Genomic DNA, 12,144 nt, shown 5'->3' with positions numbered 1-12,144 from the left:
AAGACCCCTTGAAGACGACGAGGTAGATAGGTTCGAGGTGGAAGCGCAGCAATGCGTGGAGCTGACGAATACTAATCGGTCGAGGGCTTATCCAAGGTACATCTTTCAGCTAAGCAAGACCTTCGCAAAGGTTCGTATCCAGTTTTCAGGGTGGCAAGCTCTGAGCAAGAATCGCGTTTCCGTTAGCGGAAAACGCCCGTTTGGTGGCGATGGCGGAGGGGAACCACGCGTACCCATCCCGAACACGACCGTTAAGCCCTCCAGCGCCAATGGTACTTGGACCGCAGGGTCCTGGGAGAGTAGGACGTTGCCAAGCACGATGAACCGACTGCTTATGCAGTCGGTTTTTTGTTGATTATTTATCTGTATTTTTCATCCAATGCTGGAGATAACTCCTTCACAACTCTAACCAATCGAGAGAACATACTACACGTAACGTTAACCGATGGGAGTTGAATAAGGGGATGGTCAGACGAATTGGGGTCGTAGTGGCATGCATGGTCGCCATCTTGGGGATAACGGGCTGTACGGACCGATCTCATATGCAGGACGCCGCTTTGCCGACGTTGCCTGCGCTGCCGGATCAGACGACGGCGAAGCCGCTGCGGCTTCAGTCCGCGCAGCGTCCTGCCGCTTTGACGAAGTTTTACATGAAAGTCGGATCCGCGCAATCTTCCACGTCTCTCCGCAATCAGACGACCGCTGCCACTATTGAGCTAGCGTCCCGCGACAACGTGACTCGCTCCCTTGCCGCACGAAACCAACCGGTAAAAGGCATTTACGTTTCGGGTTGGGTTGCCGGCAGCAAGAATCGCCTGGACCGGCTGGTCCAGTTGGTTGACGACACCGATCTGAATGCCATGGTCATCGACGTGAAGAATGATTACGGTCTTATGACTTATCGTTCGTCGCTGCCGGCCGTTAAGGCGATCGGCGCCGACCGGCATATTGCGATCGGGGACATTCAAGGCCTGCTTCAGCGGCTGAAGGCGAAGAACATTTATGTGATCGGCCGAATCGTCACCTTCAAAGATCCGCTGTATGCACGGGTTCACCCGGCGATGGCGCTGCAAAAGCGAGGCGGAGGCGTTTGGCGCGACGCGCAGGGCAAAGCCTGGCTCGACCCCTTCCAGCCGGATGTGCGCGCATATAATCGGGCGATCGCGGAAGAAGCGGCATCGGTCGGGTTCGACGAGGTGCAATTCGACTATGTGCGGTTTCCCGACAACGGGGGCAAGGTCGACCGCGAAGTCCGCTACCATAACGCAAACGGGCAATCCAAGTCGGACGTGATCTCCGCCTTCCTTCGCGACGCGCGACAGCATGTACATAAGCGGGGCGCCCGCGTATCCGCGGATGTGTTCGGACTCGTCACGTCTTCTCCGGGCGACATGGGCATCGGCCAATCGTGGCGTGCCGTATCCGGCGCTGTGGACGCGATCTCTCCCATGACCTATCCTTCTCATTACTCCACGGGTATGTACGGCATTAAGCAGCCGGACCTTAACCCGTATGCGGTCATCCACCATGCGATGGCGGACGCCAAGCACCGAAACGCGCTCATGCGCAGCGGCGGACAAGGAACGACGGCGACGATTCGGCCTTGGCTGCAGAGCTTCACCGCCAGATGGGTACATCCTCACCAAACGTACGGGGCGGAGCAGGTGAACAAGCAGGTGCAGGCGGCGCGGGATTTAGGCATTCGGGACTTCCTCTTGTGGAGCTCCAATTGCCGCTACGATTACCGCCCGTAAACGGCCGCAGGCCTTTGCCTGCGGCAATCTTGACAGCCTATACCCCCTCTGCTACTATTTCAATAATATGCGCGAACCCGTTCAACTTTTAGTCCGAACTCGGCACGCAAACGTTTGAGGAGGAACATTTCTGTGTGGGAAACTAAATTCGCCAAAGAAGGCTTAACCTTCGATGACGTACTGCTCGTTCCGCGGAAGTCGGATATTTTGCCAAGGGAAGTCGATGTGTCCGTCTCGCTTAGTCCTACCGTCAAGCTGAACATTCCGCTGATCAGCGCCGGCATGGACACGGTCACGGAAGCGAAACTGGCCATTGCGATGGCTCGCGAAGGCGGCATCGGCATTATTCATAAAAATATGTCCATTGCGCAGCAAGCGGAGGAAGTGGATCGGGTTAAGCGTTCGGAAAGCGGCGTTATTACGAATCCTTTCTCGCTGACGGCCGATCATCATGTGTATGACGCCGAAGAGTTGATGGGCAAATACCGGATTTCCGGCGTGCCCGTCGTCGACGCCAACAAGAAGCTCGTCGGCATCATCACGAACCGCGACCTGCGGTTCATCCATGATTACTCCATGAAGATCAGCGAAGTCATGACGAAGGATAACCTCGTGACGGCGCCGGTCGGCACGACGCTGCAGGAAGCGGAAGTCGTCCTGCAGAAGCACAAGATCGAGAAGCTGCCTTTGGTCGACGAGTCGAACACGCTGAAGGGGCTTATTACCATTAAAGATATTGAAAAAGCAATTCAGTTCCCGCATGCGGCGAAAGATCCGCAAGGACGGTTGCTATGCGGCGCCGCCGTCGGCATCGCGAAGGATACGCCGGAACGCGCGGAAGCGCTCGTCGCCGCCGGCGTCGACGTGCTCGTCATCGACACGGCGCACGGCCACCAGAAGAACGTTATCGAGATGGTGCGCCTGCTCCGCGGCAAGTATCCGGAGCTGACGCTCGTGGCCGGCAACGTTGCCACCGGCGAAGGCACGCGCGAGCTGATCGAAGCGGGCGCTTCCGTCATCAAGGTCGGCATGGGCCCGGGCTCGATCTGCACGACCCGGATCATCGCGGGCATCGGCGTGCCGCAAATCACGGCGATCTACGATTGCGCATCGGTCGCGCGCGAATATAACATTCCGATCATCGCGGACGGCGGCATCAAGTACTCCGGCGACGTGACGAAGGCGATCGCTTCCGGCGCCAGCGCCATTATGATCGGAAGCCTGTTCGCCGGCACGGAAGAAAGCCCGGGCGAATCGGAAATTTATCAGGGCCGCCGCTTCAAGGTCTATCGCGGCATGGGCTCGCTCGGCGCCATGAAGGAAGGCAGCAAGGACCGGTATTTCCAAGAGAACGAGAACAAGCTCGTTCCCGAAGGCATCGAAGGCCGCGTTGCGTATAAAGGGCCTTTGGCGGATACGGTTCACCAGCTGATCGGCGGGCTTCGCTCCGGTATGGGCTATTGCGGTGCCGCGAACATCGAAGCGCTGAAGAACGACACGCAGTTCGTCCGCATCACGAACGCGGGCTTGCGCGAGAGCCATCCGCATGACGTGCAAATCACGAAAGAAGCGCCGAACTATTCGCTGTAAAGCGCGAAAGTCGAACCAATTCGACCCATAATCGCGGATAAAGGAACTTTTGCCCGTTCGAATTCGTTTATTTGAAGGGTAGACAGACAGGAAGATGGCGGAACACGCCGTTTTCCTGTCTTTCTTTTTACGTATACCTACTAGCTTTGTGATACAATACTAGAGTGAATTTGTGAAAAGAAGAGGAGAGAAGACGTTGAAACGGAAGAAGGGACGGGTGCCATTCGTACCCACCATTTGCGCGACTGCCATTGCCTTCATGCTGACGACAACCATCGGTTCCCATGCCGCTCACGCAGACGAATATATCGTGACGCCGAACCCGCTTGGACTCGAGGTTCGCTCCGCGGTTCTCATAGATGCCGACACCGGACAGGTGCTCTACTCGGTCGATGCGGACACGCCGCATCCGCCGGCGAGCATGACGAAATTGATGACGGAGTATCTCGTGCTCGAGGAGATTTCCGCCGGTCGGTTGAACATGACGGATATGGTCACGGCTACGAAAGAAGCGGCTTCCATTCCGCCCGACGGCTCGCAGATTTATTTGGCCGAGGGCGACCAGCATACGGTGAAAGACTTGTACATGGCGATGGCGGTGCAGTCCGCCAACGACGCGACGATCGCGTTGGCCGACCGGATCGGGGGCACGGAGCAAGGCTTCGTGCAGAAAATGAACGAAACGGCCAAGACGCTCGGCCTGAAGACGGCGCATTTCACGAGCGCGACGGGCTTGGCGGACGACACGGTCATCTCCGCGGGAGACCTGGCCAGGTTCGCCAGCATTCTGATCAAGAAGCATCCGGAATTCCTCGAATTCTCCAGCACGCCGAGCTACAAGTTCCGCGAGCGCGACAAAACGCCGATGATCAACCTGAACTGGATGCTGGAAACAAACAAGGACATTCCGAACTTCAAGCAATACGCCTATCCCGGCGTGGACGGGATGAAAACCGGCTATATCGGCGCCGCCGGCTACTGCTTCACGGGTACGGCGAAACGCGGCGATCTGCGCTTGATCACGGTCGTCATGGACACGAAGTCCAAATCCGCGCGTTTCATCCAAACAGCCAAGCTGTTCGATTACGGCTTCGACAATTTCGAAAAAAAGACGGTCGTGGCGCCAAAATCGGTAGTAGAAACGAACAAGACGGTCAAAATAAAGAAAGGCGTTTCCAAAGATGTGCCGATCGTCACCGCGAACGACATCTCGTTCCTGGTCAAGAAGAACACGACGCCTAACGTCTCCGTCAGCAACGTGAAGCTGAAGTCCGACGGAGAGCTGGTCGCGCCGATCAAGAGCGGCACGGTCGTCGGCACGGCGACGTATGCGTACAAGGATCCCGACACGGGCAAGGCGATCGAGAAAACCGTGAACCTCGTGACGGCCGAGGACGTCAAAAAAGCCAGCTGGTGGCGCTTGATGTTCCGCAGCCTGGGCGGTTTTATCTCCGACATCTTCAAGGGCATCATCAATCTGTTCTAATCCGGCGCGGCCGACATTCGGCATAGGCAACCGAACGGGTATGAAATCATGGTTGTCGATTGTTCCCGCATGCTGTAAAATCAATGGTTAGAGCTAATCCGTCCGGATGAACGGAAACAGAGCAGAAAACTTTTAGGAGGTTTCACGAATGGAAACAGGAACTTCGCGCGTAAAACGCGGTATGGCTGAAATGCAAAAAGGCGGCGTCATCATGGACGTCATGAACGCCGAGCAAGCGAAAATCGCGGAAGCGGCAGGCGCAACGGCCGTTATGGCTCTCGAGCGCGTACCTTCCGATATTCGCGCGGCCGGCGGCGTTGCCCGCATGGCGGACCCGACGATTCTCGAGGAAGTCATGAAGGTCGTATCGATTCCGGTCATGGCGAAAGCGCGGATCGGCCACTATGTGGAAGCGCGCGTGCTGGAAGCCCTGGGCGCGGACTACATCGACGAGAGCGAAGTGCTCACGCCCGCGGACGAGGTCTTCCATATCGACAAGCACGAGTTCACGGTTCCGTTCGTGTGCGGCGCGAAAGACCTGGGCGAAGCGCTCCGCCGCATTCAAGAAGGCGCTGCGATGCTCCGGACGAAAGGCGAGCCGGGAACGGGCAACATCGTCGAAGCCGTTCGCCATATGCGTCTGATCACGGGCCAAATCCGCAAGGTGCAAAACCTGTCCAAGGACGAGCTGTACCATGAAGCCAAAAACCTTGGCGTACCGTATGACCTGCTGCTGGCCGTGCACGAATCGGGCAAGCTGCCGGTCGTCAACTTCGCGGCAGGCGGCGTAGCGACGCCATCCGACGCGGCGCTGATGATGCATCTGGGCGCGGACGGCGTGTTCGTCGGCTCGGGTATCTTCAAATCCGACAGCCCGGAGAAATTCGCCCGCGCGATCGTCGAAGCGACGACGCATTATACGGATTACAAGCTGATCGCGGAAGTGTCCAAAAACCTTGGGGCGCCGATGAAAGGCATCGAAATTTCGAAGCTGCAGGCTTCCGAGCGCATGCAGGACCGCGGGTTTTAAGAGCGGAAAGAAGGCGGGTAACTCATGAAGATTGGCGTATTGGCGCTGCAAGGCGCCGTTGCGGAGCATATACGGAGCATTGAAGCGGCCGGCGGCGAAGGCGTTGGCGTGAAGCGCCCGGAAGAGCTTCAAGATTTGGACGGCCTCATCATTCCCGGCGGCGAAAGCACCACGATTGGCAAGCTGATGCGCAAGTACGGCTTTATCGACGCGGTTCGCGCGTTCTCGGAGCAGCGCAAGCCGATCTTCGGCACCTGTGCCGGCTTGATCGTGCTGGCCGACCGGATCGACGGACAAGAAGACGCGCATTTGGAGCTGATGGACATGACCGTCGCCCGCAACGCGTTCGGTCGTCAGCGCGAAAGCTTCGAGACGGATCTGGACGTGAAAGGCATCGACGAACCGGTGCGCGCGGTGTTCATCCGCGCCCCGCTGATCAAAGAAGTGGGGCCGAGCGTCGATGTATTGTCGACGTACAAAGACGAGATCGTCACCGCGCGGCAGGGTCACTTGCTGGCGTCGTCGTACCATCCGGAGCTTACGGACGATTACCGGCTGCATGCCTATTTCCTGGACATGGTGAAGGAAGCGGCAGCGGCAAAGTCATAAACACAGAAGACTGCGGACGCGCAGTCTTTTTGCCGTCAAGGCGGTTTTCGGTGAAAGGAACGCAATTTCATCCGGACGCCGGTTTGGCGAGCGAGCCAACTGGGCAACAACTGTAATAGACCAATCGAAGCTGAGAGGGGATTATTAATCGTGCTCGACGTAAAATTGCTACGGAACGATTTTGCCAAAGTGGAGCAGGCGCTTACGAACCGCGGCAAGCCGCTTGACCTGATCGCGGACTTCCCGGCGCTGGACGGCAAATGGCGCGACATGCTGCAGGAGACGGAGCAGCTGAAAAACCGTCGCAACGTCGTGTCCCAGGAAGTGGCGAAGCTGAAAAAGAGCGGCGGCGACGCGGAAGCGCTGATCGTCGAAATGCGCGAGGTCGGCGACCGCATCAAGGCGCTCGACGAGGAGATCCGCGCGGTAGAGGCGGCGACCGCCGAATTGATGCTGTCGATTCCGAACGTGCCGCACGACAGCGTGCCGGTCGGCAAGTCCGAAGCGGACAATGTGGAAATCCGCCGCCATGGCGACGTTCGGGAATTCGCGTTCGAGCCGAAGGCGCATTACGAGCTCGCGCAAGAACTGAACATCCTCGACTTCGAACGCGCGGCGAAGGTGACCGGTTCGCGCTTCGTGTTCTACCGCGGCCTCGGCGCACGGCTGGAACGCGCGCTCATTAACTTCATGATGGACCTGCATAGCGACCAGCATGGTTACGAGGAAGTGCTTCCGCCGTATATCGTTAATCGCGACAGCCTTGTCGGCACGGGCCAGCTGCCGAAATTCGAAGAAGACCTGTTCAAAATCGCCGACACGGAGTATTATCTGATTCCGACGGCCGAAGTGCCGGTCACGAATATTCACCGCGATGAAATTCTGTCCGCGGAAGAGCTGCCTCAGAATTTCGTCGCATACAGCGGCTGCTTCCGCTCCGAGGCGGGCTCCGCGGGCCGGGATACGCGCGGCTTGATTCGCCAGCACCAGTTCAACAAGATCGAGCTCGTCAAGCTGGTGAAGCCGGAGGAGTCCTACGCCGAGCTCGAGAAGCTGACGGCGAACGCCGAGAAGGTGCTGCAGCTGCTGGGCCTCCCTTATCGCGTTCTGACGCTCTGCTCGGGCGACATGGGCTTCTCGTCGGCGAAGACGTACGACATCGAAGTGTGGATTCCGAGCGGCGGCACGTACCGCGAGATCTCGTCCTGCTCGAACTTCGAGGACTTCCAGGCGCGCCGGGCGAATATTAAGTTCCGTCCGGAAGCCAAAGCCAAGCCGGAATTCGTGCATACGCTGAACGGTTCGGGTCTCGCCGTCGGCCGTACGGTTGCCGCGATTCTCGAAAACTTCCAGCAGGCCGACGGCACGATCGCCGTCCCGGAAGCGCTGCGTCCGTACATGGGCGGTCTTGAGGTTATTGGCCCTCGTTAACCGAACGCCGTGCCGCCGTGCCGGCCGCGATTTCAAGTTGCAACGCGGAATTGGCCTATGGTACAATACGTCCTGTGACCTTTTTCAATCGGTCTTGCGATGGAATGGAGAGATACCGAAGCGGTCATAACGGGGCGGTCTTGAAAACCGTTAGGGTGCAAGCCCACGTGGGTTCGAATCCCACTCTCTCCGCCACCTATACGATACGGACAGCGTCCGGCGAAGCTTTTCGCCCGGGCGCTTTTTTGCATTTTGTTGCTGACCGCTCGGCCGCATAAAATCGCCGCGGGAGCCGCATATTATCCGCATGGAGGTGGGAAGTCAATGAGCAAACGCGACGAATTGTCCATCAACCAGCAAGAACTGACCGAAGCCTGGCAGCGCACGCTGCCGGACGTTATTCAGCAATCCGACCGCGCAGAGGTGCAGGCGGACGAAGCCGATCCGAGGTCGGTGCGGATTACGATTCATTCGGCAGGGCATCAGATGTACAGCTTTGATTTTAAGGTGACGTACGTGGACAGCCGCGAGATTCGGACGACGCTCGTCGACGTCGAGAAGGACGGCAAGTCGGTGGACGAGCGTACCGATAGCATACAGCAGCTGGTGGAAGACTATACGCGCCACATTCATGAATGCGCCCAGGCGCTGCATGAACTGACGCATGCCTAAGGAGCGATCGAAGCATGACGAAAGTGAAAGGCACCGCAGATAAAAACCTGAGCAACGTCGTGGAGGACCTCGATCGGAATCCGGTCAACAGCCATCAGGCGCAGCAGCTGCAGCAGGATACCAATGACCGCCGCCATAAAGATCAGCTTAACCATGACGAGCCGACCGACCTGTTCCATTCCCGCAGTTAATTCATCCGGTTCATAAAGGAGAGCAGCGCTATGGGCAAGCCGAAAAGCGTTCCCGTTCAAAATCCGTACGAAGGCGACGGACAGCCGGCACGCTCCCGTAATTCCTCGCAGCCGCAGCAGCCCTTGTCGGGATCCAAGAAGACGAAACAGGCGAACCACGTTCGCCACAATAACCCCGAAGGCTAATCGGACTCGCACTTGTACCCGACTTCCAGCCCGCTGCGCCGACAATTCGGCGCGACGGGCTTTTTGCCGTGTTCGGCGTCTGTTCAGATTCGCACCGGATAGGGTAGAATTGGGGATGTAGGGTTCGTGAGAGGAGAGGGGAAATGGCCATGAAGGCATGGAAACGCACTACGCTGGTCCTGCTGATCGCGGGCTGCGCAGCCTTGACGGGCTGCAGTTCGTCCGAATCGCCGAAAGAAGCGCTGCTGAATGCCCTTGCGAAAACGAACGACGCGAAGACGTTTACATACACCGGGTCGTTCACCATCGACGACATCCGGCTGCCCGAGACGCCGGGCACGGCGACGAACCAAGAAGCGCTGCTGAAGGCGGCTCTGCCGATGCTGCTGAAAGGCGCGGTCATTCAAGTACGCGGCGTCGTGCAGCAAGAGCCGCGGCATGCGGAGCTGACGCTCGATGCCAAGCTAGGAACCGGAGACGTGAAGCTGTCGCTCACGGTCCCGATGATCATCACGGCGGACCGGCTCTATATGAAGATGCCGGACATTCCGGGGCTTGGCGTACCCCAGGAGGCTGCGGGTAAATTCGTCGTGATCGACGCCAAAAAGCTTGCCGAGGAGCAAGGCGGGGCCAACGCCATGGCGGACGGTTCGATCGTTCGGCTGAGCGAGGACACGCTAAAGGCGCTGTTCGACAGCCTCGACGAGAAGACGTACTTCAGCGAGCCGAAGGCCGCCGACGTGAAGGACGTGCCGGAGGGCTACAAGGCGGATCGTTTCGTGCGAATGACGGTCGACGAATCGCAGGCGGACGAAGCGATGACGGCGATCGCGGGCAAGGCGATTCCGCAGATCATCGACCTGATCTTGAAGAACGAAGCGTACATGAAGGCGCTGAGCGTCACCGAAGCGCAGTTGGAAGCAGCCAAGAAGGAATTGACGGCCGACAAGCTGAAGCAAGGGACGACGATCAAAGCGATGGACGTGACGGGCGGCATTCAGGACGATTATTTGACGTTCGAATCGGGTCATGTCCAGCTGGATTCGACGGACGCCGCGAAAGGCATCAAGCTGGACGCGCATTTCGAGCTGACCCGCGGCAATCTAAACGAAACGGTCAAATTCGACTACGAAGAGCCCAAGGGCGCCGTGCCGCTCGACCGGCTGCAGGATTGGCTGGCACCGGACGGGGCGAAATAACAACACGACAACGAATAGCCCAATAAAAAGAAGCGCTCCCCTGTCACGGAGAGCGCTTCTTTGTCATGTTCGCTTGTAAGAGGCGCAAGACACTCAGGCCATGACCGCCATGCCGGCCAGGCGTTTCGCCGCCTGCTCGGCTTCTTGGTTAGCCTTCGCAAGGATCTCGTCCTTGTCGATCCGGCCGGTACCTTGAACGCGGATGATCTCGTAGTCCTCGACGCCGATGAAATTGAACATCGATTTCAAGTAGTGGTGGGAAAATTCGTTTTGGGTGTACCAGTCGTTATTGGTGTAAATGCCCGAACTCGCCTGGATGACGACGAGGCTGCGCCCGTCCTTGAGCAGGCCGACGGAGCCATTCGAGGTGTATTTGAAGGTTTCGCGGGCGATTAGGATGTTGTCCATGTAATCCTTCAGCCGGGACGGAATGTTGAAGTTGTGCAGCGGCATCACGATGACGTAGCGTTTCGCTTGCTTGAATTGCTCCAAAATCTCGCGCATGCGCGCTGTGACGCGCCGCTCCTCGTCCGTGAGCGGCTGACTGCCTTCCAGCTTGCTCCACGCGCTCAGCACGGTGGCGTCGATCTGCGGGATCTCCTCGGCATAGAGGTTGATTTCCGTAATCGCGGCGTTCGGATTTTCCTGGCGGTAGGTCTCGAGAAACCGGTCGCGAACCTGCAAGCTGTACGACATCGACGGATCGACGGAAGGGTGAGCGTTAATAACAAGCAATTGTTCCATAAAGGTCAGCTCCTTTGATATATTGTCGATAAGATTAATCGACGATTAGGACTGTCTTAAATATACGCGGTCTGAAGTCGTTTGTCAAAAACGAATGATTGGAAAGCTCTATCCCTTAGTTATGCTTCGTTCTCGAGGGAATCATACGGTGGGAAGATCGGATGCCGTCGGCGTGCCAAACTCGAAGAGAAGCGCGCGAGGTTGGTCGGGGGCGTAAGCAGCCGAAACAAAGAACCGCCCTCTAAGGGCGGTTCTTTGGCGCTGCAAGCGGAGCGCTCGCCAGCCGCCTTGCAAGTCATGGACGATTCAGGTAAGCGGGTAAGTTCAAGCCATGCGGTTATTAGGAAGGCATGCGGAACGGCAGACGATCCGTGTCGTCGTTGCAGTCATGGCGGCTCTACTCCGTTCCGGGACTACCCTGGTTCGATATAACTGTATTGAGTAGATCGGTAATGATCTGGTCCATCCCATCTTCGGCCGGATTCAAGAAATCGCCTTTAACCAGCGTGACTTTTTTGATGGCATAGTAATCCAGAAATTGCTGCTTAAGCATCGGTCATGATCAATGCGGAGCCGGGCATTGTGTCGCTTGAATGGCGGCCGGGAGAAGGAAACGGATGTGGAGTACCGGGAGCGCTGGGACCTCTCCGTGGCCAGCGGCTGCGCGGCTACCTTGGACGGCATCCGAAGCGCGCTTCTTCGCACGGAAGGCGTCCGGGCCGCGATCGTCATCGAGAATTACGCGAAGATCGTGGATGCCGGCGGGCGGCCGCCGTCGTCCTTCGAGGCGTTCGTTCTCGGCGGCGAAGATGCCGTAGTTGGTCAAACCATTCTGAGCACCAAGGCGGCCGGCATTGAACCGTTCGGAAGCACGAGCGTATCGGTCATGGATATTTCCGGTCAAGCGCATGTCATGCGCTTCAGCCGGGCGACCGAGAAGCTGCAGCACGTTGGGGTCACCATCACCAAAAACAGCGCCTTCCCGGCGACGGGGAATGCCGATCGCGAGCGCCATCGTGCGATATATCGGCGGCGAAGACGCCAGCGGCCAATTGTATACGGGACTGAACATGGGCGAGGATGTCGTTATCTCCCGCCTGATCGCCGCCGCCTATTCCGTCAGCGGGATTGATAATGTCACGATCGAGCTTTCGCAGGACGGAAGCACCTGGACGAGCGGGAACGTGGCCATCGCGCCGCAAGAGGTCGCGCTGACGTTTTATTCGCTCATTGAGGTGTATGCCGCATGAGG

The 12,144-nt window shown here is 57.9% G+C and carries 13 protein-coding genes, 1 tRNA gene and 2 rRNA genes; 14 read left to right on the top strand and 2 right to left on the bottom strand.

The annotated features are described in order from the left end of the window. The 13 genes from BMZ79_RS29075 to BMZ79_RS29020 all read left to right on the top strand — a co-directional run. Nucleotides 1-95, top strand: a 23S ribosomal RNA gene (locus BMZ79_RS29075); the annotation flags it as partial. A gap of 104 nt (nucleotides 96-199) precedes the next feature. Continuing rightward, nucleotides 200-316: ribosomal RNA gene (gene rrf / locus BMZ79_RS29070) — 5S ribosomal RNA — on the top strand. Nucleotides 317-464: 148 nt separating this feature from the next. Further along, nucleotides 465-1,754, top strand: coding sequence for a putative glycoside hydrolase (locus BMZ79_RS29065; protein WP_090647455.1), 1,290 nt, complete (start codon nucleotides 465-467; stop codon nucleotides 1,752-1,754). A 132-nt stretch (nucleotides 1,755-1,886) separates the two neighbouring features. Further along, nucleotides 1,887-3,344, top strand: coding sequence for an IMP dehydrogenase (gene guaB, locus BMZ79_RS29060; protein ID WP_090647452.1), 1,458 nt, complete (start codon nucleotides 1,887-1,889; stop codon nucleotides 3,342-3,344). A gap of 259 nt (nucleotides 3,345-3,603) precedes the next feature. Beyond that, the gene (locus BMZ79_RS29055) at nucleotides 3,604-4,830 is read left to right on the top strand and encodes a D-alanyl-D-alanine carboxypeptidase family protein (RefSeq protein ID WP_090647504.1); all 1,227 of its coding nucleotides are present in this window, start codon (nucleotides 3,604-3,606) and stop codon (nucleotides 4,828-4,830) included. 148 nt (nucleotides 4,831-4,978) lie between these two features. Next, the gene (gene pdxS / locus BMZ79_RS29050; RefSeq protein ID WP_090647449.1) at nucleotides 4,979-5,860 is read left to right on the top strand and encodes a pyridoxal 5'-phosphate synthase lyase subunit PdxS; all 882 of its coding nucleotides are present in this window, start codon (nucleotides 4,979-4,981) and stop codon (nucleotides 5,858-5,860) included. Between the two features lie 24 nt (nucleotides 5,861-5,884). Further along, on the top strand, nucleotides 5,885-6,469 hold the full coding sequence (pdxT, locus tag BMZ79_RS29045; RefSeq protein ID WP_090647447.1) for a pyridoxal 5'-phosphate synthase glutaminase subunit PdxT: 585 nt from the start codon (nucleotides 5,885-5,887) through the stop codon (nucleotides 6,467-6,469). A gap of 150 nt (nucleotides 6,470-6,619) precedes the next feature. Then, nucleotides 6,620-7,900 (top strand): serine--tRNA ligase, encoded by a 1,281-nt coding sequence (gene serS / locus BMZ79_RS29040; RefSeq protein ID WP_090647444.1) that lies wholly within the window; start codon nucleotides 6,620-6,622, stop codon nucleotides 7,898-7,900. Between the two features lie 106 nt (nucleotides 7,901-8,006). Continuing rightward, nucleotides 8,007-8,095 (top strand) — tRNA-Ser (locus BMZ79_RS29035). Between the two features lie 129 nt (nucleotides 8,096-8,224). After that, nucleotides 8,225-8,572: a hypothetical protein gene (locus tag BMZ79_RS29030; protein ID WP_090647441.1), complete on the top strand. Its 348-nt coding sequence runs from the start codon at nucleotides 8,225-8,227 to the stop codon at nucleotides 8,570-8,572. 14 nt (nucleotides 8,573-8,586) lie between these two features. After that, a complete protein-coding gene (locus tag BMZ79_RS34565; protein ID WP_177222400.1) occupies nucleotides 8,587-8,763 on the top strand; it encodes a hypothetical protein in 177 nt (58 codons plus the stop codon). Nucleotides 8,764-8,793: 30 nt separating this feature from the next. Beyond that, nucleotides 8,794-8,949 (top strand): small acid-soluble spore protein P, encoded by a 156-nt coding sequence (locus BMZ79_RS29025; RefSeq protein WP_090647440.1) that lies wholly within the window; start codon nucleotides 8,794-8,796, stop codon nucleotides 8,947-8,949. 149 nt (nucleotides 8,950-9,098) lie between these two features. Beyond that, nucleotides 9,099-10,148, top strand: coding sequence for a hypothetical protein (locus tag BMZ79_RS29020; RefSeq protein WP_143089148.1), 1,050 nt, complete (start codon nucleotides 9,099-9,101; stop codon nucleotides 10,146-10,148). A 93-nt stretch (nucleotides 10,149-10,241) separates the two neighbouring features. Here BMZ79_RS29020 and BMZ79_RS29015 read toward each other — a convergent pair whose 3' ends face one another. Together BMZ79_RS29015 and BMZ79_RS29010 are read right to left on the bottom strand one after the other, a co-directional pair. Next, nucleotides 10,242-10,892, bottom strand: coding sequence for an FMN-dependent NADH-azoreductase (locus tag BMZ79_RS29015; RefSeq protein ID WP_090647435.1), 651 nt, complete (start codon nucleotides 10,890-10,892; stop codon nucleotides 10,242-10,244). A gap of 562 nt (nucleotides 10,893-11,454) precedes the next feature. Then, nucleotides 11,455-11,907, bottom strand: coding sequence for a hypothetical protein (locus BMZ79_RS29010; RefSeq protein ID WP_143089147.1), 453 nt, complete (start codon nucleotides 11,905-11,907; stop codon nucleotides 11,455-11,457). Nucleotide 11,908: 1 nt separating this feature from the next. Here BMZ79_RS29010 and BMZ79_RS29005 point away from each other — a divergent pair, with 1 nt between their 5' ends. Continuing rightward, entirely contained in the window at nucleotides 11,909-12,142 is a 234-nt protein-coding gene (locus BMZ79_RS29005) for a hypothetical protein (protein WP_218154821.1), read from the top strand. Nucleotides 12,143-12,144 lie beyond the last annotated feature (2 nt).

It is taken from the genome of Paenibacillus sp. UNC496MF (genome assembly GCF_900113915.1).
In the GTDB taxonomy this organism is placed as follows: domain Bacteria; phylum Bacillota; class Bacilli; order Paenibacillales; family Paenibacillaceae; genus Paenibacillus_Z; species Paenibacillus_Z artemisiicola.
The sequence above is the reverse complement of the archived record's forward strand: the minus strand, read 5'-3'. Positions and strand labels throughout refer to the sequence as shown.